This is a genomic window from Rhizobium sp. 01L419 (assembly GCF_056400025.1).
Genome location: NZ_JBFTSM010000022.1, coordinates 65,561 through 91,696, shown reverse-complemented (window position 1 = coordinate 91,696; position 26,136 = coordinate 65,561). Strand labels below are relative to the sequence as shown.

20 protein-coding genes are annotated in these 26,136 nt (G+C 60.4%); 13 read left to right on the top strand and 7 right to left on the bottom strand.

Annotation, left to right across the window (positions count from 1 at the left end; translation table 11 throughout):
* Window positions 1-141 precede the first annotated feature (141 nt).
* From AC1DUP_RS31895 to folD, 3 genes are all read left to right on the top strand, one after another.
* A complete protein-coding gene (locus AC1DUP_RS31895; protein WP_477836735.1) occupies window positions 142-999 on the top strand; it encodes a WecB/TagA/CpsF family glycosyltransferase in 858 nt (285 codons plus the stop codon).
* Between the two features lie 121 nt (window positions 1,000-1,120).
* Window positions 1,121-2,881, top strand: a complete 1,761-nt coding sequence (locus AC1DUP_RS31890) for a GumC domain-containing protein (RefSeq protein WP_477836734.1) — start codon at window positions 1,121-1,123, stop codon at window positions 2,879-2,881.
* A gap of 121 nt (window positions 2,882-3,002) precedes the next feature.
* Window positions 3,003-3,902 (top strand): bifunctional methylenetetrahydrofolate dehydrogenase/methenyltetrahydrofolate cyclohydrolase FolD, encoded by a 900-nt coding sequence (gene folD, locus AC1DUP_RS31885; RefSeq protein ID WP_477836733.1) that lies wholly within the window; start codon window positions 3,003-3,005, stop codon window positions 3,900-3,902.
* Between the two features lie 5 nt (window positions 3,903-3,907).
* Here folD and AC1DUP_RS31880 read toward each other — a convergent pair whose 3' ends face one another.
* Window positions 3,908-4,927, bottom strand: a complete 1,020-nt coding sequence (locus AC1DUP_RS31880) for a LacI family DNA-binding transcriptional regulator (RefSeq protein WP_477836732.1) — start codon at window positions 4,925-4,927, stop codon at window positions 3,908-3,910.
* A gap of 291 nt (window positions 4,928-5,218) precedes the next feature.
* On the opposite strand from AC1DUP_RS31880, the gene AC1DUP_RS31875 reads away from it, so the two are divergent.
* From AC1DUP_RS31875 to AC1DUP_RS31850, 6 genes are all read left to right on the top strand, one after another.
* The gene (locus AC1DUP_RS31875; RefSeq protein ID WP_477836731.1) at window positions 5,219-6,580 is read left to right on the top strand and encodes an ABC transporter substrate-binding protein; all 1,362 of its coding nucleotides are present in this window, start codon (window positions 5,219-5,221) and stop codon (window positions 6,578-6,580) included.
* A 170-nt stretch (window positions 6,581-6,750) separates the two neighbouring features.
* On the top strand, window positions 6,751-7,764 hold the full coding sequence (locus AC1DUP_RS31870; protein WP_477836730.1) for a carbohydrate ABC transporter permease: 1,014 nt from the start codon (window positions 6,751-6,753) through the stop codon (window positions 7,762-7,764).
* A gap of 1 nt (window position 7,765) precedes the next feature.
* On the top strand, window positions 7,766-8,929 hold the full coding sequence (locus AC1DUP_RS31865) for a carbohydrate ABC transporter permease (protein WP_113510076.1): 1,164 nt from the start codon (window positions 7,766-7,768) through the stop codon (window positions 8,927-8,929).
* Between the two features lie 35 nt (window positions 8,930-8,964).
* Window positions 8,965-10,617, top strand: a complete 1,653-nt coding sequence (bglA, locus tag AC1DUP_RS31860) for a beta-galactosidase BglA (RefSeq protein ID WP_477836729.1) — start codon at window positions 8,965-8,967, stop codon at window positions 10,615-10,617.
* 21 nt (window positions 10,618-10,638) lie between these two features.
* Window positions 10,639-11,730 (top strand): sn-glycerol-3-phosphate ABC transporter ATP-binding protein UgpC, encoded by a 1,092-nt coding sequence (locus AC1DUP_RS31855; RefSeq protein WP_113311555.1) that lies wholly within the window; start codon window positions 10,639-10,641, stop codon window positions 11,728-11,730.
* 175 nt (window positions 11,731-11,905) lie between these two features.
* The gene (locus AC1DUP_RS31850; RefSeq protein WP_113300717.1) at window positions 11,906-12,259 is read left to right on the top strand and encodes a hypothetical protein; all 354 of its coding nucleotides are present in this window, start codon (window positions 11,906-11,908) and stop codon (window positions 12,257-12,259) included.
* A 122-nt stretch (window positions 12,260-12,381) separates the two neighbouring features.
* Here AC1DUP_RS31850 and edd read toward each other — a convergent pair whose 3' ends face one another.
* The 5 genes from edd to AC1DUP_RS31825 all read right to left on the bottom strand — a co-directional run bounded on the left by edd (window position 12,382) and on the right by AC1DUP_RS31825 (window position 19,346).
* Window positions 12,382-14,211, bottom strand: coding sequence for a phosphogluconate dehydratase (gene edd, locus AC1DUP_RS31845; RefSeq protein WP_477836728.1), 1,830 nt, complete (start codon window positions 14,209-14,211; stop codon window positions 12,382-12,384).
* 67 nt (window positions 14,212-14,278) lie between these two features.
* Window positions 14,279-14,977: a 6-phosphogluconolactonase gene (pgl, locus tag AC1DUP_RS31840; protein ID WP_113311553.1), complete on the bottom strand. Its 699-nt coding sequence runs from the start codon at window positions 14,975-14,977 to the stop codon at window positions 14,279-14,281.
* A 16-nt stretch (window positions 14,978-14,993) separates the two neighbouring features.
* The gene (zwf, locus tag AC1DUP_RS31835; protein WP_113300714.1) at window positions 14,994-16,469 is read right to left on the bottom strand and encodes a glucose-6-phosphate dehydrogenase; all 1,476 of its coding nucleotides are present in this window, start codon (window positions 16,467-16,469) and stop codon (window positions 14,994-14,996) included.
* A gap of 135 nt (window positions 16,470-16,604) precedes the next feature.
* Window positions 16,605-17,900 carry an NAD(P)/FAD-dependent oxidoreductase gene (locus AC1DUP_RS31830; protein ID WP_477836727.1) on the bottom strand — a complete coding sequence of 432 codons (1,296 nt, stop codon included), beginning with the start codon at window positions 17,898-17,900 and terminating at the stop codon, window positions 16,605-16,607.
* 9 nt (window positions 17,901-17,909) lie between these two features.
* Complete coding sequence (locus AC1DUP_RS31825; protein ID WP_477836726.1) at window positions 17,910-19,346, bottom strand: glutamine synthetase family protein; 1,437 nt, start codon at window positions 19,344-19,346, stop codon at window positions 17,910-17,912.
* Window positions 19,347-19,475: 129 nt separating this feature from the next.
* Between AC1DUP_RS31825 and AC1DUP_RS31820 the strand changes: the two genes are divergently transcribed.
* The 4 genes from AC1DUP_RS31820 to AC1DUP_RS31805 all read left to right on the top strand — a co-directional run bounded on the left by AC1DUP_RS31820 (window position 19,476) and on the right by AC1DUP_RS31805 (window position 25,901).
* A complete protein-coding gene (locus AC1DUP_RS31820; protein ID WP_477836725.1) occupies window positions 19,476-20,657 on the top strand; it encodes a BaiN/RdsA family NAD(P)/FAD-dependent oxidoreductase in 1,182 nt (393 codons plus the stop codon).
* Between the two features lie 166 nt (window positions 20,658-20,823).
* Window positions 20,824-20,967, top strand: coding sequence for a hypothetical protein (locus AC1DUP_RS31815; RefSeq protein ID WP_477836724.1), 144 nt, complete (start codon window positions 20,824-20,826; stop codon window positions 20,965-20,967).
* Between the two features lie 308 nt (window positions 20,968-21,275).
* Window positions 21,276-23,804, top strand: coding sequence for a methyl-accepting chemotaxis protein (locus tag AC1DUP_RS31810; RefSeq protein ID WP_477836723.1), 2,529 nt, complete (start codon window positions 21,276-21,278; stop codon window positions 23,802-23,804).
* Between the two features lie 252 nt (window positions 23,805-24,056).
* Window positions 24,057-25,901 (top strand): methyl-accepting chemotaxis protein, encoded by a 1,845-nt coding sequence (locus tag AC1DUP_RS31805; protein WP_477836722.1) that lies wholly within the window; start codon window positions 24,057-24,059, stop codon window positions 25,899-25,901.
* Here AC1DUP_RS31805 and AC1DUP_RS31800 read toward each other — a convergent pair.
* Window positions 25,874-26,116, bottom strand: coding sequence for a hypothetical protein (locus AC1DUP_RS31800; protein WP_113300748.1), 243 nt, complete (start codon window positions 26,114-26,116; stop codon window positions 25,874-25,876). The genes AC1DUP_RS31805 and AC1DUP_RS31800 overlap by 28 nt on opposite strands.
* Between the last annotated feature and the right edge of the window lie 20 nt (window positions 26,117-26,136).

The window sequence follows — 26,136 nt, the reverse complement described above, 5'->3', positions numbered from 1 at the left end:
ACAAGCTTGGGAGGACGCCGCCACGAGTTGGGGGAGGTCGCCTCAGGCAGGACGCTGCTGGTCACAAGACCTCCGCTGCGGAAACGTGGGCTTATTTTCCGGGATGTCGGGCGTATGACGCACCCTCGGCAGGAGGTTGGAATGAATCTGATTGCAAACTTCGCGGTGCTTGCATCGCGGCGGACGATTTTCGATCTGCCGGTCTGCGATCTCGGCTGGGACGACGCGCTGGTTTTCATCAACGAACTGGCTTCCATCCCCGTCGGGCAGACCGTGGTTTGCTTCGTCAACGCCCACAACATGCTGACGGCCCTGCGTGACGATGATTACTATCAGATCATGTCGCACAACCTTGTGCTGCCTGACGGCATCGGCCTGAATATCGCCTCCCAGGTCACGCATGGTTCGCCCTTCCCCGCCAATCTGAACGGCACCGATTTCGTGCCGGCCTTCCTGACCTTCATGGAAACGCCGCGCCGTATCGGCCTTATCGGTGGCGCGCGTGCGGTCGTGGAGAAGGCGGCTGAGAACTTTTCCAAGCACGCACCTTGGCACGAGTTCTTCGTCATCTCCGACGGCTTTTTCGACCAGACCGATCCCGAACCCGTTATCGCCGAGGTGGAGCGCCAGAAACTCGATATCCTCATCGTCGGCATGGGCACGCCGCTGCAGGAAAAATGGGTTCACCAGAATATCCGCGCCGATCACGCACGTCTCGTTCTGACGGTTGGCGCGCTTTTCGATTTCGTCTCGGGCACTGTGCCACGTGCACCGAAGACGGTACGCATGATGCGTCTGGAATGGGCCTACCGCCTGGTTCAGGAGCCGGGACGCCTCTGGCGCCGCTATATTCTCGGTATTCCGGTCTTCCTCTTCCGGGTCTTCCAGTACCGCTTCAACCGCCGTGCGCGTATTCTCAGTCAGCCGGATGAACGGGTGGCCGCGACGCACACCGTAGGCGAACAAAAGAGAATCGAGCAGATAAAGAAAGTCGGCTGATTACAGATTTCTGCAGGCTCCGGTTAACCATTTCTTTGCCATGTATATTTAGAGTAGCTTAATCATCCGCGTCAGCGCGGTTGAGCGAACTCGGCCACCATGCGCATGAGATGTGACGCCAATGCACGATTCCAGGGCGAAAAACAGTTTCCATGATCGCGCAACCGCCCCGTCGCGCGGCCAGCGGCAAAGTCATGCCGAAAAGAGCCCATTTCCGCCGGAGATCCATCCTTCTGAAGCCGAACTGCTGCGCGCCATAGGCCGGCTGCTCGACGAACAGCGCACGAAAGCGCGGCAGACTGAACCGCTGGTGGACCGGATCGAAACGATCCTCGGTTCGCGCCTGCAGGCTGCAAACGATATAACCTCGGCTCCCGTTTCTGAACCCTCTCGCCCTGCGCCGGAGCCGACGACGCAGCTCGCCCAGCTTCATCATGTTGCTCCTGTCGAAAAAGCGCCCATTTCGACTGTTTCGCGCGAAGCGCGGCGCCTGGACTGGAAAAGAAGCGCTCTCATTGTGGCTGCCCTCTCGTTTGGCGGCGCTGCCACTCCCATCCTGACGCCATCCTCACCGGCGCTTTACACCGCAGAAGCGACGCTTGCCGTGGATGCAGGCGCAGGCAACCGCGCAGCGCTCGTTGGGGATACGGTCAAAAGGCTCTCGTCGGTACCGGTCATTACCTCTGCTGTTGCGGTATTGAAGCTGGACCGCGATCCGGAATTTGCCGGTAGCAGCGCCAATGCGCTTGGCGTCGCCTTCGATCTTCTTTCCGGCAGCGGTGCAGCCGCCGATCCGGCATCGCGCGCAGAGGCCGCGCTGAAATCTGCCGTGGCGGTTATTCCCGACGACCGAACTGGCACGATCCGCCTGATGGTAACGACAGGGGATGCCGACAAGTCGACGCGCATCGCCATGCGCCTGTCCGATGCAGTGACCGGCGGAAGCGCCGCAGGCAAGGCGGCCGAGGCGGCCACTGCCTTGAAGAAGGAAAATGATCAGGCTCAGGCAGAGCTCACGGCCTTCAACCAGAAGAACGGCGAGGGCAACGTCAAGGTCGCGACGCAACTGCAGCGCCAGATCGCCGGGCTCGATGCCGATCTGAAGAATGCCGACGACAATATCCTGGCCGCCAAGGAGCAGGCCGACAGGCTGAAGGCCGCCAAGCTCGCGGACGTATTGGAAGGCTCGCTCGCTCCGGATATGATCTCGCCCGCCCTGCAGGACCTGCGCGACAAATACGCGCTCGCCAAGACCGCGATGGCGCAGCTTTCGGCGGACCTCGGGCCGCGCCATCCGCGCCTGCTGCAGCAGCAGTCCGAGATCGATGGTCTGAAGGACAGCATCGGCAAGGAACTGGCGCGCCTCGCCCAGAACGCAAATGCGGCAGCCAAGACTGCCGTGGATGCGCGCAAGCAACTCAGCGATCGTCGCAACGCGCTGATTGCCCAGAGCCGCGATACCGGCGTCGATCTCGCCAAGCTGACCCAACTGCGCGAAAAGGCGTCTGCCGCCCGCTCGCGCCTGGAAGAGGAGGTTTCCGCGACGGGTGCCATCGGTGATGGCCGGGTGACGGTGCGCAAGCCCGTCCTTGCGCTGCCGGCGTCCGGTAACGATGGCTTCGGTGTCCATTCGCTGATCGGGGCCCTTGCCGGTCTGGCGCTCGGCCTCGGTATGGCTTTCTTGCTGCGTCTCTTCCGCCGGCAACCCGAATACGTGCCGGTCCAAGTTCCTGTCGAGGCTCCAGTCTTTGCCCCCGCGCCTGAACTTGCGCAGGTTCCGGCGTTGGTGCTGGTCCCGCAGGCGGCTGACGAAGTCGATGTGCTGCGTTCGCAGATCGCCAGCCTGCGCGATCGTTTTCACGCCTACCAGGCCTCGCTTTAAGCGAGAGCCTGTCCGTAGGATTGCTCTTGCATTTGCCGCTTTTAAACGGGATAGGGCGTTATCGGGAAATCATTCCCGCCGCGGGCGAATAGACTGGCGCGAAACTAGGCGGAGAAGACGCGTGACGACTGTAATCGATGGCAAGCAGGTTGCCGCTTCCGTAATCGAAACCGTGAAATCGGCAAATACCGCACTTGAAGCCGCCAAAGGCATCAAGGCCGGGCTTGCAGTCATCATCGTCGGCGACGATCCGGCGAGCCATACCTATGTCAGCTCGAAGAGCCGCATGGCCAAGGAATGCGGGTTCAAATCCATCCAGCACACGTTGCCGGTGGAGACGAAGCAGGAAGAACTTGCAGCGCTCGTCGCCTCGCTCAACGCCGATCCCTCGATCCATGGCATTCTCGTGCAGCTGCCATTGCCGAAACATCTCGACAGCGAGTCGATCATCCAGTCGATCCTGGCGGAAAAGGATGTCGACGGCTTGAGTGTCGTCAATGCCGGCAAGCTCGCGACCGGCGACCTGAAGACGGGCCTCGTCTCCTGCACGCCGGCCGGCGCCATGGTTTTCGTCCGTCGCACCCACGGTGAGGATCTTTCGGGCCTTAACGCGGTCGTCATCGGCCGCTCCAACCTGTTCGGCAAGCCGATGGCACAGCTTCTGCTCAATGCCAATGCGACGGTCACCATCGCTCATTCGCGCACGAAGAACCTCGCCGAAATCTGCCGCAACGCCGATATCCTGGTGGCCGCCGTCGGCCGTGCGGAAATGGTCAGGGCCGATTGGGTCAAGCCCGGCGCCACCGTCATCGACGTCGGCATCAACCGCATCGCAGCACCCGAGCGCGGCGAGGGCAAGACCCGCCTCGTCGGCGATGTCGCCTTTGCGGAGGTTTCTCCGGTTGCCGCAGTCATCACGCCGGTTCCGGGTGGCGTCGGTCCCATGACGATCGCCATGCTGATGGCCAATACGGTGATTGCTGCCCATCGCTCGGTTGGGCTTACGCCGCCGAGTTTCTGATCGTCTTACGGGGCAGGGCCTGTCGAGGCCCTGACGATCAGTTCGGTCTTCCAGAGTTCCTGTTCGGGGAAGGGACCGGCCTGCTTGACCGTGCCGATGAGCCTCTGTGCAATGCGCACGCCCGCAGCGCGCAGCGACGAGCGGGTCGTCGTCAGCGGCACGGAGAAGTTTTCCGGCTTCAGTAGCGGCAACACGTCGTCATGGGCGATCAGCGAAATATCCTCGCCAAGCTTGAGCCCGGCCTGATTGACGGCCCGGATCGCGCCGAGTGCCAGAACCGTACTGGAGCATAGGATGGCAGTCGGCCGATCCGGAAGCTGCAGAAAGCGCTCCATGGCAATCAGCCCTTCCTCATCCGTCATGACCGTGTGGCTCGTGCAGTCCTCCGGGAGCTCCAGCCCGCGTTCGGCGAGTGCTGCGATGAGGCCGTTCCTGCGGCGAATGGCGAAATCGAGATGCGCCGGCCCGTTCATCATTGCAAAGCGCGTATGGCCGAGCTGCAAGAGAAGTCTCGCAGCATCGTAGAAGGCACCCTCGTTGTCGATGTCGAGATAGGGATAATCCGGTTCAGAACCGAAGGAGCGACCATGCACGACGAAGGGCATGGAAAGCGATTTCAGCATGGCGAGCCGCGGATCGTGGCCGCGCATATAGGCGACGAAGAGTGCATCCACATTGCCGCTGATCGCCAGCCGGCGCAATGCTGCAACCTCGTCGTCGGGATCGGCGGGCATGATGACGAAGTGGAAGTCGTGGCGCACCGCTTCCTCGCCGAGGCCGGTCAGGAACTCGCCGAAATGAACGTCGGACTGATGGCCGGGTGCTGTCGGCATGACGAGGCCGATCGAGCCGGCCTTGCCGGTCGCAAGCCGCTGGGCGGCCTTGTTCGGCCGGTATCCGGTTTCCTTGACGGCCCGAAGCACGCGTTCCCGAGTCGCTTCGTTGACCTCGGGGTAACCGTTGAGCGCGCGGCTCACAGTCGTCTGCGAAAGCCCCAGCAATTCCGATAGCTGTTTAAGATTCACCTGCTATGCTTCCTCCCGGCCTGCCCTGTGGCCGCAAACGCCCTCCGCCTCCCATGGCACCCAAAGCGCTTTTAATTATGTAGCATCTACAGCGCTTGACTCAAGAAAAATCGCTCCATATTTCCCATCAGGTCTCGCTGCGGCGCGATAATCAGGCTGTATTCGAGGGCTTTTCGCGAAATGGCTTGACTTCATTCCACCGAAAGTGAATCAGTTAGCGTGTCAAAGCGCTTTGAGATTTCCTTTGAATGAAATTCGGCGTGGTTGGGATTGTGATGGGAGGTTGATCACATGAAAAAGACATTCTTGATGGGCGTTGCACTCGTGGCGCTTTTTGCCGGCGCTGCATCGGCCGCGGATCTGAAATTCGCGCCGGGCCAGGACGCCAAGTTCAACTGGAAGAGCTATGATGACTTCAAGGCTGCTCATGCCGACCTGAAGGGTCAGCAGCTGACGATCTTCGGCCCTTGGCGCGGCGAAGACGAAGCTTTCTTCCAGAGCATTCTCGCTTATTTCGTCGAGGCGACCGGCGTCGACGCCAAGTATTCCTCGTCCGAAAATTATGAGCAGCAGATCGTCATCGATACGCAGGCAGGCTCCCCGCCGAACATTGCGGTCCTGCCGCAGCCGGGCCTTTTGGCCGATCTCGCCGGCAAGGGCTACCTGACGCCGCTCGGCGACGATACCTCCAAGTGGATCAAGGATAACTACGGCGCCGGCGACAGCTGGGTCGGCTACGGCACCTATAAGGGTAAGGACGGCAAGGAAGCCTTCTACGCCTTCCCATACAAGGCCGACGTAAAGTCGCTCGTCTGGTATGTTCCCGAGAACTTCGAAGAAGCAGGCTACAAGGTCCCGACGACCATGGAAGAACTGCACGCCCTGACAGACCAGATCGTCAAGGACGGTGGCGTCCCCTGGTGCATCGGTCTCGGTTCTGGCGGCGCGACCGGTTGGCCGGCGACCGACTGGGTCGAAGATATCATGCTGCGCACGCAGAAGCCTGACGTCTACGACAAATGGACCACCAACGAAGTGAAGTTCACCGACCCGGCTGTCGTTGCCGCCATCGATGAATTCGGCAAGTTCGCCAAGAACGAGAAGTATGTCGACGGCGGCGTTGCAGCCGTTGCTTCGACCGACTTCCGCGACAGCCCGAAGGGCCTCTTCGCCGTTCCGCCGAAGTGCTACCTGCACCACCAGGCTTCGTTCATTCCGTCCTTCTTCCCTGAGGGTACGAAGCTCGGCACGGATGCCGACTTCTTCTACATGCCGACTTATGCTGCCCATGCCGATCTCGGCAAGCCGGTTCTCGGTGCAGGCACGCTGGTCTCCATCGCCAAGGACTCTCCGACGGCACGCGCCTTCATCGACTTCCTGAAGACGCCAGTCGCGCATGAACTCTGGATGGCGCAATCGAGCTTCCTGACCCCGTATAAGGGCGTCAATGTCGACGCCTATGCCAACGAGCAGATGAAGAAGGAAGGCGAGATCCTGACCTCGGCCACCACCTTCCGCTTCGACGGTTCGGACCTGATGCCCGGCAAGATCGGCGCCGGCGCGTTCTGGACCGGCATGGTCGATTTCGTCGGCGGCAAATCCGCTCAGGACGCCGCAGCCGAAATCCAGAGTGCTTGGGACGGCATCAAGTAATTTCCCATCAGTCCATGCCGCCGGGTGACCGGCGGCATCACGGAATGAGCGGCCGGGTTCCAGAGGGGGAGCCCGGTCGTGCTGGATCCTGTGGTCAAACACCTAAGCTATATTGACGGTATCCGGCATTAACCCTTCAAAATAAGACAGGGAAGCAGGGGAGGGACGAAATGCTGTCGCAGTTAGTGTCCGCTTTGGGCGTCGTGGTCGTAGCCGTTTTTGCTTGCTCGGCCTATTTCTTTTTCTCGAACAAGATCCTCGATCTCGCACTGCCGGTGAAGGACGGTGATATCCGTCGGGCCTCAACCAATCTGAACCGGCGCGCTATGATCCGCCCCTGGCTGTTTCTCGGCCCGGCGCTCTTCCTGCTGATCGTCTATCTCGTCTATCCCGTCGTTGCGACCTTCATCCTGTCCTTCTATGACCGGACTGGCGAGCAGTTCGTCGGCGCGCAGAACTACCTGTGGGCGTTTAACGACCGCGAATTCCGCCAGTCGATCTTCAACAACATCCTGTGGCTCGCCGTGGTACCCGCCGCCTGCACGTTCTTCGGCCTCGTCATCGCGGTCATGACCGACCGCATCTGGTGGGGCAATATCGCAAAAAGCATCGTCTTCATGCCGATGGCGATCTCCTTCGTCGGCGCTTCCGTCATCTGGAAGTTCATCTATGAATACCGCGGCGGCAACGATGTGCAGATCGGCCTCCTGAACGCCATCGTGCAGACATTCGGCGGCACGCCGGAGGTCTGGATTTCCGTTCCCTTCTGGAACAATTTCTTCTTGATGGTGATCCTGGTTTGGATTCAGACAGGCTTTGCCATGGTCATCCTCTCTGCCGCACTGCGCGGCATCCCGGAAGAGACGATCGAGGCTGCCGTCATCGATGGCGCCAATGGCTGGCAGATCTTCTGGCGCATCATGGTGCCGCAGATCTGGGGCACGATCGCCGTCGTCTGGACGACGATCACCATCCTTGTTCTCAAGGTCTTCGATATCGTACTCACCATGACCAACGGCCAGTGGCAGACCATGGTGCTGGCGAACCTGATGTTCAACTGGTTGTTCCGCGGCGGCGGCGATTCCGGCCGAAGCGCCGTCATCGCCATCATCATCATGCTGGCGGTGACACCGATCATGGTGTGGAACGTGCGTCGCGCCAATGCCGAACTGAAGGGACGCTGAGATGACCACAGCTGCAAGCTACTTCAAGATCGGCCCGGCCCGTCTCTTCGTTCACTTCTGCGTTCTCGTCATCGTCATCATCTGGCTGGTGCCGACGCTCGGCATCTTCGTCAGCGCGCTGCGCGACAAGGATCAGATCACCGTCTCCGGCTGGTGGACCGCCTTTGCCGGCTCGACCCAGACCGTGGCCGCGCGTCTCGGCACGCCCGATCAGGCCAAGCAGGAAGGCGATATCTACGTCATCACCGGCAATGTCCTGGCCGACCAGCCCGGCCGCTCGGTCAAGGCCTTCGGCGTGCGCGTCCAGCAGCCTTCGGCCTTCGAGGCCGGCCAGACCGCCGATCTCGGCGACGGCGAAAGCATCGTCATCAACAGCGACGGCAGCTATCGCTATATGAAGAACGCCGCCTTCGCTCCCGACGAGCGTCCGCGCCGCATCTATGTCGCGGCATCTGCCCCGCCCGAATTCACCCTGCGCAACTACCAGACGGTTCTCGCCGGCGAGGGCATCGGCCAGTCCTTCATCAACTCGCTGACGGTGACCATACCGGCCACCATCATCCCGATCCTGATTGCCGCCTTCGCAGCCTATGCACTGAGCTGGATGGAATTCCCAGGCCGGGCGCTGCTGATCGCACTCGTCGTCGGCCTCATCGTCGTGCCGCTGCAGATGTCGCTCATCCCGCTGCTGCGCCTCTATAATGAGATCGGCTCCCTGATCGGCCAGCCGTCGAAGACCTATCCCGGCATCTGGCTGGCGCATACGGCCTTCGGCATGCCGCTCGCCATCTATCTCTTGCGGGCCTATATTTCCGGCCTGCCCAAGGAGATCATCGAATCCGCCCGCGTCGATGGCGCCAGCGACTTCGAGATCTTCACCCGCATCGTATTGCCTCTCTCCTTCCCCGCGCTCGCGTCCTTCGCGATCTTCCAGTTCCTGTGGGTGTGGAACGACCTGCTTGTGGCCATGGTCTTCCTCGGCACCGACAAGGATCACCTCGTGCTGACCGGAGCGCTGAATGCGCTGCTCGGTTCGCGCGGCGGCAACTGGGAAATCCTGACGGCATCCGCCTTCATCACCATCATCATACCGCTGCTCGTCTTCTTCTCGCTGCAGCGTTATCTGGTGCGCGGCCTGCTGGCGGGGTCGGTCAAGGGGGGCTGATCCATCCCAAGACGCAATTTCAAACAGGATATTCCATGAGTGTGGCTTCCCAATCCCTTCTGACCGCCGACAAGGACTGGTGGCGCGGCGCGGTGATCTATCAGATCTATCCGCGCTCCTACCAGGATTCGAACGGCGACGGCATCGGCGACCTGAAGGGCATCACGGCCCGCCTGCCGCATGTTGCAAGCCTCGGCGCTGACGCGATCTGGATTTCGCCCTTCTTCACCTCGCCGATGCGCGACTTCGGCTATGACGTCTCGGACTATGAAAATGTCGATGCGATCTTCGGCACACTGATCGATTTCGACACCTTGATTTCCGAAGCTCATCGTCTCGGCATCAAGGTGATGATCGATCTCGTCGTCTCGCATTCCTCCGACCAGCATCCCTGGTTCGTCGAAAGCCGCACGAGCAAGACCAATGCCAAGGCCGACTGGTATGTCTGGGCTGATGCCAAGCCTGATGGTACGCCGCCCAATAACTGGCTGTCGATCTTCGGCGGTTCGGCATGGGCGTGGGATCCGACGCGCATGCAATATTACATGCACAACTTCCTGACCTCGCAGCCGGATATGAACCTGCACAATCCAGAGGTTCAGGATCGCCTGCTCGATGTCGTCCGCTTCTGGCTGAAGCGCGGTGTCGATGGGTTTCGCCTCGACACGATCAACTTCTACTTCCACGACAAGCTGTTGCGCGACAATCCGGCGCTCGCCCCGGAACGCCGCAATGCGTCGACGGCTCCCGCCGTGAACCCCTATAACTTCCAGGAACATCTCTACGACAAGAACCGTCCGGAAAATCTCGAATTCCTGAAGCGCTTCCGCGCGGTTCTCGAAGAGTTTCCGGCCATCGCCGCTGTCGGCGAAGTCGGCGACAGCCAGCGGGGTCTGGAAATCGTCGGTGAATACACCTCCGGCAACGACAAGATGCACATGTGCTATGCCTTCGAATTCCTGGCGCCCGATCCGCTTACGCCTGAGCGCGTCGAGGAAGTTATGAAGGATTTCGGTGCCGCGGCTCCCGATGGCTGGGCCTGCTGGGCCTTCTCGAACCATGACGTCATGCGCCATGTCAGCCGTTGGGGTTCCTTGGTCGCCGACCACGACGCCTTCGCCAAACTTTACGCCTCGCTGTTGATGACGCTCCGCGGTTCGGTCTGCCTCTATCAGGGCGAGGAACTGGCGCTGACCGAAGCCGATCTGGCCTATCAGGATCTTCAGGATCCCTACGGCATCCAGTTCTGGCCGGAATTCAAGGGGCGTGACGGCTGTCGCACGCCGATGGTGTGGGACAGCCAGGTCGCCCAGGGTGGTTTCTCGACGGTCACGCCCTGGCTGCCGGTGCCGGTCGAGCACATCCTGCGTGCCGTCAGTGTCCAGCAGGGTGACGACAATTCCGTGCTGGAGCACTACCGCCGCTTCATCGCTTTCCGTAAGCAGTACCCGGCTTTCGCCAAGGGCGAGATCGAGTTCGAGGATCCGCAGGGCGACGCGCTGGTCTTCACCCGTGAATTCGGCAACGAGACGCTGCTCTGCGTCTTCAACATGGGGCCGACGGAAACCAATGTGACCCTGCCGGCGGGCGACTGGCAGGCTTTGCCGGGCCACGGCTTTACGAGCAACAACTACGGCGACAAGATCGATATTCCGGCCTGGGGGGCGTATTTCGCCCGTCTCGCTTAAGGATCAGGAGGGGAGAGGAAAATGACTGGACTGACGCTTAAGGATATCCGCAAATCCTATGGATCGGTGGACGTGCTTCACGGCATCGACCTGGAAATCAAGCAGGGTGAATTCATCGTTTTCGTCGGCCCCTCCGGCTGTGGCAAATCCACGCTTCTCAGAATGATCGCCGGCCTTGAGAACATCACCGGCGGCGAGATGTATATTGACGGCATGCTCGTCAATGAAGTGCCGCCTTCCAGGCGCGGCATCGCCATGGTGTTCCAGTCCTATGCGCTCTATCCGCATATGACTGTTTTCGACAACATGGCCTTCGGCATGAAGATCGCCCGCGAAAACAAGCAGGAGATCGACCGCCGCGTGCGGGCGGCGGCCGAGACGCTGCAGCTTACGAAATATCTAGACCGCCTGCCGAAGGCACTCTCGGGCGGCCAGCGCCAACGTGTGGCCATCGGCCGTGCCATCTGCCGCAACCCGAAGGTATTCCTCTTCGACGAGCCGCTCTCCAACCTCGATGCTGCGCTGCGCGTGGCAACCCGCATCGAGATTGCCCGCCTGAACGAGCAGATGGCCGATACGACGATGATCTATGTCACGCACGACCAGGTCGAGGCGATGACGCTGGCGGACCGCATCGTCGTGCTCTCGGCCGGCAATATCGAACAGGTGGGGCCTCCGCTGGAGCTCTACGAGCGCCCGGCGAACCTGTTCGTGGCCAAGTTCATCGGCTCCCCGGCCATGAACATCATCCCGGCAACGATCACCGACGTCGGCGAGACGACGACGGTGACGCTGACGGGCGGCAAGTCCGTGACGCTCGATATCACCACTGCTGCACCCGAGAAGGGCAAGCAGGCAAGCTTCGGCGTTCGCCCCGAAGATCTGCGCGTTGCAAGCCCCGATGAGGACTATCTGTTTGAAGGCGAAGTCTCGATCGTCGAGCAGCTCGGTGAAGTGACGCTGCTCTATATCGAGGGCCTGGTTCAGGGTGAGCCGATCATCGTCAAGCTGCCCGGCATCTATGATGTGAAGAGGGGCCAGAAGATGCATTTCGCCGCCGATCGGCAGAAGCTGCATCTCTTCGATGCGGCAGGTCACACCTACAGGAAGTGACCATCCATTTTTGGTGGAATCCTTCTTCCTGAGGCTGTGGAGGGGAAGGATTCTTACTTTCTGTTAAATATGCGGTGCTAGCCTTTTCCCAATCAAGACTGAGGGAACCAGGGCCGTGGCCGCATCGAATCCAACACCTCCGAAATCGCACTTCCTGGCGAAGGAAGAATCTTTCATGTACGACCGCGAAGCGCGGTTCAAGATGGAAGACACGATGAACGCCGCGCGCATCGAATATACGGAAAAGGGCGTTATGCATGCCGCTTCGCGTCGATGCGACATCGTCCGTATATCGATGAGTAGCGCGATCCTCGCGATCCTCACGCAGTACACGCTGCCGAAGCAGTTCTATCTGGATATTCCCGATGCCCGCATCACCAAGGTGGGCTGCCTGCTGATGAAGACCTTTCCGAACAACACGATCGAGGTTCGCTTCCTGCGCCTGCTGACGCAGAAGGAGCTGAACAAGATCTTCGTCTACAGCACCCACCCGGCTCACAAGGATTACGTCCTCGATATTCGCGCGTAACAGTCTCGCGTCTCGCTGGATATGAAAAACCCGCGGTTCTTGCCGCGGGTTTTTCTGTTCTCAAGCAATTCCAGCAAAAGTGTGCAGCGGTTGCGTTCGGAATTGCGCGAAACAAAGAGAAATCAGTGATGGGTCTGGAAGAGCACGCTCGCACCCTGGTCTGACGGACCGACCGCATGGCGGAACGGCGCGAAGAGCTCGCGGCCCATGCCAAATTCGTTGTCCGAGAGGTCGATCATGACAGGCTCGCGCTCTGCCATGTCGGCCGCATCGACAAGAACTTCGAGTGTGCCCCTGATGGCATCGAGGCGGATGATGTCACCATCCCTGATGCGAGCGATCGGGCCGCCATCGACCGCCTCGGGCGTGACGTGGATCGCCGCCGGCACCTTGCCGGACGCTCCGGACATGCGTCCGTCGGTCAAGAGTGCCACGCGGAAACCGCGGTCCTGCAACACGCCGAGCGGTGGCGTCAGCTTGTGCAATTCAGGCATGCCGTTGGCCTTGGGCCCCTGGAAGCGCACGACGGCGACGAAATCTCGGTTGAGCTTGCCCTCCTTGAAGGCGTCCTGCAGTTCCTGCTGGCTGTGGAAGATAATCGCCGGCGCCTCGATGATGTGGCGCTCTGCCTTGACGGCGGAGATCTTGATGACCGCCTTGCCGAGATTGCCGCGCAGCATCTTCAGGCCGCCGTTTGCCTGGAAAGGCGTTTCGATGCTGGCAAGCACTTTCGGATCATGACTCTTCTCCGGCGAGGCCTGGCGCAGGACACCACCGTTTTCGCCGAGTTGCGCATCGACCGTGTAGGCTTGGAGACCATGACCGAAGACCGTGCGCACATCGTCATGCACCAGGCCCTGCTTCAGCAATTCCTTGATGAGGAAGCCCATGCCGCCGGCCGCCTGGAAGTGGTTCACGTCAGCTAGCCCGTTCGGGTAGACGCGGGCAAGCAGCGGGATCAGTTCCGAAAGCTCGGCAATATCCTGCCAGGTGAGCAGGATGCCTCCGGCGCGTGCCATGGCGACGAGGTGCATCGTATGGTTCGTCGAGCCGCCGGTCGCATGCAGGCCGACCACGCCGTTGACAATAGAGCGTTCGTCGATCATCTCGCCGGCCGGCGTGAACTCGTTGCCGAGCGCGGTGATGGCGAGCGCCCGCTTGGCAGCCTCGCGGGTCAGCGCTTCGCGCAGCGGCGTGCCGGGATTGATGAAGGAGGAGCCCGGCATATGGAAGCCCATGATCTCCATCAGCATCTGGTTGGAGTTGGCCGTGCCGTAGAAGGTGCAGGTGCCGGGGCCGTGATAGGACTTGGATTCGGCTTCCAGCAACTCGGCGCGGCCAACCTTGCCTTCGGCAAAGAGCTGGCGGACGCGCGACTTCTCGTCGTTCGGCAAGCCTGTGGTCATCGGTCCGGCCGGAACGAAGATCGCCGGCAGGTGGCCGAAGGAAAGGGCTGCGATGACGAGGCCGGGCACGATCTTGTCGCAGACGCCGAGGAAGAGCGCGGCGTCGAACATGTTGTGCGACAGGCCGACACCGGCGGCCATCGCGATCAGGTCGCGCGAAAAGAGCGAAAGCTCCATGCCGGGCTGGCCCTGGGTGACGCCGTCGCACATGGCCGGCACGCCACCGGCAACCTGGGCAATACCGCCGGCCTGCGCCGCCGCCTCGCGGATAATAGCAGGATAGGTCTCGAACGGCTGGTGGGCCGAGAGCATGTCATTATAGGCGGTGATGATGCCGAGATTAGGCACGCGGTCGCCCGCAAGCGCATCCTTCTCGGCGGGGGAACAGATGGCGAAGCCGTGAGCAAGGTTGGCGCAGCCGAGAACGGAGCGGTTGACGCCCTTTGAGGCGGCAGCGCGCAGGCGCTCCAGATAGCGCTCGCGGGTCGGCTTCGAGCGTTCGACAATGCGATTCGTAATCGCAGCAATACGTGCGTGAGCGGACATGGAAAATCCCTGCCTTGTTCTGGTTCGTCTGTATCTGTTCGCCGACTTCGGCGGCTGTGAGGCCCTGTCAGGGAGCCCAGTAGATCTCGACCGGGGAAGTAGCCCGGCGCAGAATGGCGCGGATAGGCATTTCTGCCTCTTTGCCGTCACCCTCTGCCTTGGCGAGAACGTCTTTTTTGCCTTCGCCCTCAATATGGAGAATGAGCAGTTTGGCATCTTCAAGAGCGGAGAAGGTGAAAGTGAGGCGTGGTTCGCCAGCCCCTTCCGCCTCCATGGTGATGATGCCGCGCGGCGTCTGGGCATCGAGCGCTACGCTCAGATTGCTGCCGCCGGGGAAGAATGAAGCCGTATGGCCATCGCCGCCCATGCCGAGGATCACAACGTCGAAGGGGATGCCGATCTCGGCGCTCTTTACCGTTGCAAGCTTTGCAGCCTCCTCGACGGAGTTCGCTGGCTGGTAAAGCGGCACGAAACGTGCCGCCTTCGCCTTGTTCTGAAGGAGATTGGCATCAACCAGCAGATGGTTCGAGCGCGGGTTGTCGGACGGCACGAAGCGTTCGTCGACAAGTGTGATCGTCACCTTGGCCCAGTCGATATCGTGCGCCGAAAGCGCCTGGAAGAAGGCCTTCGGCGTGGAACCGCCGGAAACGGCAATGCTTGCCGCCCCGCGGGCTGCGATGGCTGCCGAGAGGGCGCCGGAAACCTTGTCTGCAAGGTTGGTGGCGAGTTCTGCGGCGTTTGCGAAGGAATGCAGTGTCGATGCCATATCCTAAAACCTCGGACTAGATGTCGTCGTGCCAGGTGCGGCCGTCGCGTTCGATCAGCGCGATGGCCTGGCTCGGGCCCCAGGTGCCGGCCGTGTAGCCCTGCACCTGCTGACCGGTCGATTCCCAACCCTTGAGGATCGGGTCGACCCACTGCCATGCGGCTTCGACCTCGTCGCGGCGCATGAACAGCGTCTGGTTGGAACGGATGACGTCCATCAGCAAGCGCTCGTAGGCATCAGGGTTGCGGACGTTGAAGGCCTGGGCGAAGCTCATGTCGAGCGAGACATTACGCAGACGCATGCCGCCCGGACCCGGATCCTTGATCATCAGCGACTGCTTGACGCCTTCATCCGGCTGCAGGCGGATGATCAACTGGTTCTGGCTGATGCGGCCGGCGGCCTGATCGAAGACCGAGTGCGGGATCGGCTTGAAGGTGATGACGATTTCCGAAACGCGGCCGGCCAGACGCTTGCCGGTTCTGATATAGAAGGGAACGCCTGCCCAGCGCCAGTTGTTGATCTCGGCCTTGATGGCGACGAAGGTCTCCGTGTTGGAAACGCCGCCTTCAAGCTCCTCCAGATAGCCCTTGACCGGGCCGCTGCCGGAAGCGCCGGCGCGGTACTGGCCGCGAACCGTCGCCTGCTCGACGTTGGAGGCGTTGATCGGTTTAAGCGCGCGCAGCACTTTCAGCTTTTCGTCGCGCACGGCTTCCGAATCCATGGAGGAGGGGACTTCCATCGCAGTCAGGCAGAGCAACTGCAGGATGTGATTCTGCACCATGTCGCGCAACGCGCCCGCTGTGTCATAGTATCCGGCGCGGCCTTCGAGGCCGACGGACTCGGCAACGGTGATCTGCACGTGGTCGATGTAGTTGGCATTCCACAGCGGCTCATAGAGCGCATTGGCAAAGCGCAGCGCCATCAGGTTCTGCACTGTCTCCTTGCCGAGATAGTGGTCGATGCGGAAGATCTGCTCTTCCTTAAAGACGCGGCCGATATTGTCGTTGAGCTGCAAGGCCGAAGCAAGGTCGCGGCCGATCGGCTTTTCGACGACGATACGGGTCGACTTGGTGATCAGCTTGTGTTCGTAGATCTTCTGCGCGATGTCGCCGAAGATGCCCGGAGCGACGGCGAGATAGAAGGCGCGAACGCGTTCCTTGCCCTCATCGAGCAGCTTCTTGAGATGATCCCAGCCGGTGTCGGTGCGGGCGTCGACGGAAACGTAGAAGAGACGGGCACAGAACTTTTCGACTTCCGCCTCGTCATATTCGCCTTTCTTCAGGTGCTCCTTGAGCGCGTCCTTGGCGAACTTGCGGTATTCCTCATGCGAAAGCGGGCTGCGCGAAGCGCCGATGACACGGGTCGGTTCGGAGAACTGGCCCTCGATCTGGCGGTGATAAAGCGCGGGCAGAAGCTTGCGCTCTGCAAGGTCGCCGCTGCCGCCGAAGACGACATAATCAAAAGGCTCAACGGGGATGATCTGGCTGCTCATGAGCTTGTCTCTCAATCAGGCTTGGTTGGTGGCCGTTTTAATCTAATCGATTTAAAAAAGCCAGTGTGCGGTGCAATGAATCTGTCGGACATCGGTTTTAGAGCGAATCGTCCGGAGAGGAAATCCGCAATCGAACTAAAACTTGTCGCGGAGGGCGAACCACGACAAGGCAAGGAAAAGCAGAGGCGTGCGCATGCGTGCGCCGCCCGGAAATGCGGGGATATCGAGCGCCTTGAAGAGATCGAGATCGGCCGATTTGCCCAACACCATTTCTGCGTAAAGCTTGCCACAGTAATTTGACAGCATGACGCCATGGCCGGAATAACCGCCGATTGAGGTAACGCCCGGCATGACCTCCCGCACGAAAGGTTCGCGCGGCATGGTGATGCCGACCGAACCGCCCCAGGCATGGGTGATCTCAATATCCTTCAGCGCCGGATAGATCTCGGCGATCTGCCGGCGAATATGCTCGGAAATGTCGCGCGGATTGTCCGCCGTATAAGCCTCGCGCCCGCCGAAAAGCAGCCGCCCATCCTTTGATTTTCGGAAATAGCGCACGACGAAACGCGAATCGGCCACCGCCTCGCCACCCGGTATCACATCAGGAAACCGGTCGAGCGGAACGGTCGCGCCGATGAAGGAGCGGATCGGCATCACATGGCTTTCCGTCACCGGCTCCAGATTGCCGATATGCCCATCGCAGGCAATCAGCACCCGGTTGGCGGTAATCGTGCCCCTTTCGGTCTCGATCGCGACCAGGCCGCCGGCCTGGCTGATCGATGTAGCCCTGGTCATTTCGAAAATATCGGCGCCCGCATTGGCCGCCACCCGGCCGAGGCCTATGAGCAGCTTCAATGGATGTATATGGCCGGTGCCGATATCGCGGACGCCGCAATAGAAGCGCTTGGAGCCGAGCCGCTCCTGCGTCTCCTCGCGGTCCATGAAACGGATATGCGGATAGTCGTAGCGAAAGGCCGCGATCTCTGCATTCTCGTAGTATTCCCGCTTGTAGCTTTCCTTATGCGCGACATTGAGCTGGCCGGGCACGTATTCCATATCGATCTGGTGCTCGGTCGCAAAATCCATCAGATGCCGCTTGGCATCCTCGGCAAGATCGAAGAGCGCCTTCGAGCGCTCGTAGCCGATCTTCTTTTCGAGCTCCTCCGGCCACCAGCGCTGGCCGGTGCCGAGCTGCCCGCCATTGCGTCCGGAGGCGCCGTCGCCGAGCCTCACGGCCTCGATCAGCGTGACCGAGACGCCGGCTTTGGCGAGATTATAGGCGGCCTGCAGACCTGTATAACCGCCGCCGATGATGGCGACATCACACTGCCTGGAGCCGTCGAGCGCCGGATAATCAGGGCGCTCGCCGACTGTTGCCTGATACCAGGATAGGCCGGGTGCGATGGGGCTTTGCCATATCTTCTCAGTCATCGCGCCCCCTTATACGTTCAGAAGGAGGAATTCCCGCTCCCAGGGGCTGATCACCTGCATGAAGGTTTCGAATTCGCCACGCTTCACGCCGGCATAAAGCCCGATGAACTCGGCGCCGAAGACTTCCTCAAAGGCCGGTTCGTCTTCAAGCAGAGCCACGGCTTCCAGCAGGCCGCGCGGCAGGTCGATCGAGCCTTCATTGGCGGCATCCTCGGTCGGCGCCGTCGGCTCGATTTCCTTCATGATGCCAAGCAGGCCGGAGGCGAGCGAAGCGGCGAGCGCAAGATACGGATTGGCATCCGAACTCGGCAGACGGTTTTCCACGCGCCGCGCCTGCGGATCGGAAACCGGCACGCGGAAGGCCGTCGTGCGGTTGTCGTAGCCCCAGGCATTGTTGACAGGGCAGGACATGTCAGGCTGCAGGCGGCGGTAGGAATTCACATAGGGCGCCAGCATGGCGAGCGCGCTCGGGACGTATTTCTGCATGCCGCCGATGAAGTGGAAGAACTCCTTCGAGGCCGAGCCGTCGGCATTCGAGAAGACGTTCTTGCCCGTCTCGATATTCACCACCGACTGGTGGATATGCATCGCCGAGCCCGCCTGGCCCTGCATCGGCTTGGCCATGAAAGTCGCATAAATATTGTGCTTTAGCGCCGCCTCGCGGATCGTGCGCTTGAACAGGAAGACCTGGTCGGCAAGCTCGATCGGATTGCCGTGGCGGAGGTTGATTTCGAGCTGCGCAGGTCCTTCTTCGTGGATCAGCGTATCGATCTCGAGGCCTTGCTTTTCCGAGAAGTGATAGATGTCGTCGATCAGTTCGTCGAACTCGTTGATGCCGGCGATCGAATAGCCCTGTCCGCCGAGGATCGAACGGCCCGAACGTCCCTTGGGTGGGTGCAGCGGATAGTCCGGGTCGTCATTCTTGGCGACGAGATAGAATTCGATTTCCGGCGCCACGATCGGCTTCCAGCCACGCTCGGCATAGAGGCCGATAATACGCTTCAATACGTTGCGAGGCGTATAGGGAACTTCCTCTCCATCGGAATTGACGATGTCGCAGATGACCTGCGCAGTCGGGTCCGTTTCCCAGGGTACCACGGACAGGGTGGAAAGATCCGGCACCAGCTTCAGGTCGCTGTCACGCGGCTCGTAGCGGAAGCTCTCGGTTTCCTCCGGATATTCGCCTGAGATCGTGTGGCGGTAAATAGCGGAGGGCAGTGCAAGCGATGTGTTGGAGGTGAACTTCGACGTCGGCATCATCTTGCCGCGCGGCACGCCGGCAAGGTCAGGGGTGATACATTCGATATCTTCGATCCCGCGGTCCCGCAGCCAGCGCGCCGCTTCCTTCCAGTTCGCAACACCGCGCAGAGATCCGGGATCAGGGGGGGATTTCTTGGAGGCGGGTACGTTTCTGGCAGGCTTCAGCGTCRTCTTTTTTGGGGACATGACACACCGGGTTGCGTTGATCGTGACGCCATCATAACCAGAGTTTGGCAATTGGCGAGGGGGGCAAAGGCGTTGACATCGGCCCCTTGATGGAAAAAGAAGACGCGATTTTGATAAGGAAAACGGATTTTGCAGCGCAAGAGCGATGTGATCGTCATCGGTGCCGGTGCCGCGGGTATGATGTGCGCCATTCGCGCCGGACAGCGCGGTCGCACCGTGACGCTACTTGATCATGCCCGCGCGCCGGGCGAGAAGATCCGCATTTCCGGCGGCGGTCGCTGCAACTTCACCAATATCGATGCCGGCCCGAAGCATTTTCTCTCCACCAATCCGCATTTCTGCAAGTCGGCGCTTGCCCGTTTCACTCCGACGGATTTCATCGCCATGGTCGATCGTCATGGGATCGCCTGGCATGAAAAGACGCTTGGCCAGCTGTTCTGCGACAATAGCGCCAAGGACATCATCTTCATGCTGCTCGACGAGATGCGTGCGGCAGGTGCCGCATGCCATCTCGGTGTCGAAATAACAGGCGTTGAAAAGACCGAAAGCGGCTTTCGTGTCTCGACATCGGAAGGTTTCTTCGAGGCGGCTTCGCTCGTTATCGCAACGGGCGGAAAATCCATTCCGAAGATGGGAGCGACCGGCTTTGCCTATCGTGTTGCCGAGCAGTTCGGACTTGATGTCACCGAAACGCGCCCAGGTCTTGTCCCTCTGACGCTCGATCCCGTTTTGCTCGAAAGCATCGCGCCGCTGTCCGGCATCTCTGCACCTGCCGAGATCCGCCACGGCAAGACCGCCTTTCGCGAAGCGCTGCTCTTCACCCACCGGGGCCTCAGCGGCCCTGCCATCCTGCAGATATCATCCTGCTGGCGGGAAGGCGACACCATCACCATCGATATCGAACCGGATGTCGATATCGCCGCGCATCTGAAGAAGGCAAAACAGATGAACGGGCGCCAGTCGGCGCAGACCGCACTCGGTGAAATCCTGCCGAAGCGTCTGGCGCAATACATCGTCGAACGCGAGGCGGTCGCCGGCAACATGGCCGACCTCTCGGACAAGCTGCTGACCCGACTTGCCGACGCCGCGCAGAACTGGTCCGTCAGGCCCTCCGGCTCCGAAGGTTACCGCACGGCGGAAGTCACACTCGGCGGCATCGATACATCAGCGCTCGATTCTCGCAGCATGCAGGCCAAGACTGTTCCCGGCCTTTATTTCATTGGCGAATGCGTAGACGTCACTGGCTGGCTCGGCGGCTATAATTTCCAGTGGGCGTGGGCCTCCGGTTTTGCGGCTGGTGAGGCATTGTAAACGCTAATATTTGTAGACGTGAAACCTTTTCGGCGATTCAAGACTTCTTAAGATTGCCTGCGCCATCCTGTCTCAATGGCAAGTCGGCAAAGCCGTTCCTAAATTAAGCTTTACCGGCAAGCTGTTTTGTTGGATTGTTGTCTTTGAATAGATGTGAGGTTTCGCAATGAACAGAAACACTCGACGCGCCCGCGCCATCGCAATTGCCCAGGCAAAGCCTGATGCAAAGCTCACTGCCCTGCACTATCTGATGCTCGCCGCCGGCGCGACTGCCGCCAGCATTGCGGTTCTTCTGTCCCACTTCATCTGATCCCTTCGCAGCTTGAAATGGAAGTTTCCGATATCGCGACTGCAGTGTCGCGGTTTTGCGGCGCGCAATTTGCAACTATTGTGCGATCTTCGGTAATGCGCTCTTACCGCTTATCCGAAAATTAATATCTAATCTGACACATTGTAGACGAATATTTGGGTGTTTCCGGTCTCGCCGGAAATGAACTGGCAATGATTGCCGCCCGCATCAGGGTCTCCCAGTTGTTTAGTAGATCAGCTCGATATGCACCCGGCTGGCGCCAGAAGGCTGCCTGCGGGAGGAGTGGTGTATGAAAGGCACGGCGCGCCATGTTCATTGATAAGATTCTTTCTCGTTTCAAGATTCAGACCAAGGTTCTGATCTTCGTTCTGCCATTCGTCATCACCATTTCCGCCGTCGGTCTGACCGGTCTTTATGCCTCCGGGCTGCTGCAAGGCCGCATGGAGATTTCCAACAGCGTTCTCCAGTCGCTGAGCGGGTTCAAGGATCTCTACGCCTCGATGGACGACTTCCTGCAGACAACCAACGAGGAGGCGCGCGATAAGCTGTATGCTGATATCAAGACCCAGGGGCAGACGCTGAACGCCACTATGGCGCAGATCGGCGACAATTCCGGTCATGACAACCTGCAGGCCGCCATCGAGGGCACGAACGGCATTTCGGATACCGTCGGCAAGCTCTGGACCCTTCACAAACAGGAGATGGCCGTTCGCAAGTCGATCGACGATGCCCAGAAAGTGATGATCACCAACCGCTTCAACGTCAGCTACGACGCCAAGCAGTTGGAAGAGAACGTCCGCACCGATGAAGGCAATGCGACCGCGACGCTGCGCGCAGCCGACCGTCTGCTGAAGGGCGGCGATACGCTGGCAACCGCCATGAATGATTTCAGTAAGGCGCAGACTTCGGCCGACAAGCTGAAAGTCGTGACCGATACGCTTCCTGCGATCGTCAAGGCGCAGCGCATGATCGAAATCTCCGTGCCGCAGAACCAGAAGAGCATGACCCAGTCGATGGCGCAGACCGTCAGCGATCTGAAGGCTCAGGCTGCAGCGCCGGAAGCGGGCACGGATGAGGGCGTTGCCAATCTCGGCCGTCTCGTTTCCCGTTTCCGCCAGATGTCGACTTACACCCAGCTCACCGCCACGCAGATGATGCGCGAGGCGACGACGACCTTCGTGGAGCTCGACAGCCGCATCGCGCAGACCAACTCGGTGCTGGAAGATACGCGGCGCCTTGAAAGCTCCATCTATTCGCTGCAGCTCGTGCTTGCCGATTTCAACGCCAAGCCGAGCAAGGAAAATCGCGTCCGTCTCAACCAGGAAATCGCGACGCTCAACACCATGCTGAACACCCTCCAGGCAAGTGCCAAGGGTATGAATTTCGCCGGTGACATTGTCGACGCGATTTCGCCTGCTCTCGTCTCGATGGAAAAGGGCGCGCAATCCCTCGTCGATGTGATCAATCAGCGCACGACCGATTATGTCGCCGCGCGGCAGCAGCTCGACGGCGTCTGGGGACAGTTGACCAGCTTCGCGGAAGAGCAGAAGCAGACCGCCGGCACCGAGCGGGACCAGGCCAACAGTATCTCCGTCGGCACCACTGCGCTCGGCATCCTGGTGTCCATCGTCGGCGGCATTGCCCTCGTGCTGACGCTGCAGCGGCCGATCGCCCAGATCACCGCAGCCATGCGCCGCATCGCCGAAGGTGCGCTCGACACAAACATCTCCGGCGAGAAGCGTTCCGATGAAATCGGCGACATTGCCCGCGCACTCGGCATCTTCAAGGAAAATGCCATCTCCAAGATCCGTATCGAGGAGCAGAGCGACGAAGAGCGTCAGGCCGCCGAGCACGAGCGTCAGCGCAACGATGCCGAAAAGCAGGAGATGGATCGCCAGATCGAATATGCCGTCAACCAGCTTGCTGCCGGTCTCGAGCGCATGTCGCAGGGCGATATCTCGACGACGATCGAGACGCCGTTCATCGGCCGTCTCGAACAGCTCCGTCAGGATTTCAACGGCTCGATGATGCGCCTGCAGGCAACGATGAGCCAGATCCGCGACAACGTCGAGATGATCCAGGGCAACGGCAATCAGATGGCTCAGTCCGCCGAGGATCTTGCCAAACGCACCGAACAACAGGCCGCATCGCTGGAAGAAACTGCCGCCGCCGTCGATGAGATCACCGTCACTGTCCGCTCGTCCGCCGAGCGCGCCAAGGATGCCGACCAGATCGTTCGCCAGGCCAAGCGCAGCGCCGATGACTCCGCCGTAGTCGTCAACAATGCGATCGACGCCATGGGCCGCATCGAGGATGCGTCGCGCCAGATCGAGCAGATCATCGGCGTCATCGACGAGATCGCTTTCCAGACCAACCTCCTGGCGCTCAACGCCGGCATCGAAGCCGCCCGCGCTGGTGAAGCCGGCAAGGGTTTTGCCGTCGTTGCCATGGAAGTCCGCGAGCTTGCCCAGCGCTCTGCCGCTGCCGCGCAGGAAATCAAGGGCCTCATCAACAAGTCGACGAACGAGGTCAATTCCGGTTCGCAGTTCGTACAGGAAACCGGCACGGTTCTCGCCAAGATCAGCGCCCAGATCGTCACGATCAGCCAGCATGTCGAAATGATCGCCCGCGCCAGCCACGACCAGTCGAGTGCGCTGCAGGGAGTCAATTCCACCGTCAACCAGATGGACCAGATGACCCAGCAGAACGCCGCGATGGTGGAAGAGACCACCGCCGCAAGCCGCGAACTGGCAAACGAGGCGGACGCGCTGTTGCATCTTGTGCAGCAGTTCAAGATCGACGGCGACAGCGACATGCACGTCTACCGCGCCGCCTGAGCACGGTTTTCGCGGATCTTAAATGGCCCCGTTTCGGGGCCATTTGTCTTTCCGAGAAAATCACGCGATGATTGTGTAAGAATTCGGCAGATTGAAAGTTTTTCGCGTCGATACCAGAAAACCGCCTTCCAATGGCGGCGCGTTAACAGCGGCAGAAGAAGTGGAATCCCACGGCCGAAGAAGGTTAAGAGAAAATTTTCCTTAACGTTTATCAATTAACTTGGCGCTGGTTGTACCCGCCAGGAGTTGTTGATGCCGCGTTTCTTTTCCACGTCCATTGTGCGCCAGATCGTTGCGATCACACTGCTTCTGCTTGCGGTCAGCACCGCGGCGATTGTCGGCGTGACCTATTACAATCTCGGCAGCTATGTCATGGAGAGTGCGGTATCCGACGCAAAGGATGCAAGCCGCTCGATGGCGGTCCTCTACGGAGCAAGCGATAGCAATGTCCGCATCGACGTGAAGGATAATATGCTTTCCGGCGTCGCCGAAGACAAGGTGCCTGCCTTTGCGGATTACTCACTCGTCGACCGTACGGCGCAGTCGATTGCCGGCGTCGCCACCATCTTCGAAAAGCAGGAAAACGATTACGTCCGCGTCTCCACCAACGTAAAGAAGGAAAACGGCGACCGCGCCGTCGGCACCAAGCTCGCCGCGGATCACCCCGCCCAGCCTGTGCTCGCACAAGGTAACGCCTATTATGGTCCGGCGGACCTCTTCGGCCGCAAGTTCATGACGGGGTACTTCCCGATCAAGAATCCGTCCGGTGCGACGATCGGCATCCTCTTCATCGGCATACCCATGGAAGTCTACTACGAGCGGATGAACCATCTGCAGATGCTGGTTCTCAGCGTCGGCCTCGTGGTGATGCTGCTCGTCGGTGTGTTCGCATCCTATGCAATCCGCCGCTCCATCAAGCCGATGCTGGCACTGACATCGAGCGTCCACGCCATTTCGTCGGGCGATCTCGTCAGTGCCATCCCCTGCGTCGAAAAGAAGAACGAATTCGGCGAGATCGGCCGTGCGCTCGCTCTCTTCCGCGACAGCGCGATGGCGCGCCAGGAACTGGAAACGCAGGCCGCCGAACAGCGCGCCCTGAACGATTCCGAGCGCAGCCGCAACGACGCGGAGAAGCGCACGCTCGACGGCCAGATCGATTTTGCCGTCAATCAGCTTGCCGCCGGTCTCGGCCGCCTGTCACAGGGCGATGTCTCACAGACCATCGAAACGCCCTTCGTCGGCCGGCTCGAACAGCTCCGCATGGACTTCAACAGCTCGCTTTTGCGCCTTCAGGATACGCTTACGCGCATTCGAGCGAGCGCCGCTTCCATCCAGCGCAACAGTGGCTCGGTTTCGGCTTCGGCTGACGAACTCTCCAGGCGCACGGAATCCCAGGCCGCAAGCCTGGAGGAAACGGCCGCCGCCGTCGAGGAGATCACCGTCACGGTTCGCTCTTCCGCCGAGCGCGCGCATGAGGCAAACAACGTTGTTGCAGCGACCAAGCGGACGGCCGACAGTTCCGGAGCCGTCGTCAGTGACGCGGTCGCTGCCATGGGCCGCATCGAGAACGCCTCGCAGCGTATCGAGCAGATCATCGTCGTCATCGACGACATCGCCTTCCAGACAAACCTGCTCGCATTGAACGCCGGCGTCGAAGCGGCGCGCGCCGGTGAGGCCGGAAAGGGCTTTGCCGTCGTTGCTCAGGAAGTACGTGAACTTGCCCAGCGCTCCGCAACTGCCGCCAAGGAGATCAAGACGCTGATCGACCAGTCGACGCGCGAGGTCAATGCCGGTTCCGAGCTCGTGCAGAAGACCGGCAGCGTGCTCGCTTCGATCAGCCATGAGATCATCGCGATCAGCGGTCACGTCGAGACCATCGCTACCGCGAGCCGCGACCAGTCGGCCGCCCTCCAGGACGTCAACAGCTCTGTCAACGCCATGGACCAGATGACCCAGAAGAATGCGTCCATGGTCGCGGAAGCCACCCAGGCAAGCCGTATGCTAGCCGAAGAGGCTGATATGCTGATGGCGCTCATCGAGCAGTTCCGCCTTGCCGAAAGCGCAGCAGGTCATGGCCGCGCGAGACAGGCGGCCTGACATCCGCATTCGTCTTCCACCGGCCGCACCTTTGTGCGACCGGTGGCCTTGTCTGCCGGCAGCGTCAGCCAGGCTGCAATTTGCACCAGGAAGCTGCTCCCGGCTTTGTTGTAAAAGGCGTCCTCTTCCCTTATCCGATCGCGTCTTGTTTGCTGCAGCAATGTTGCTCGCTGCATTCGGCCGGCAATGTCTGCGATTATGAGATTATCGATCATCGTGATGCCCTCTCGTTTAT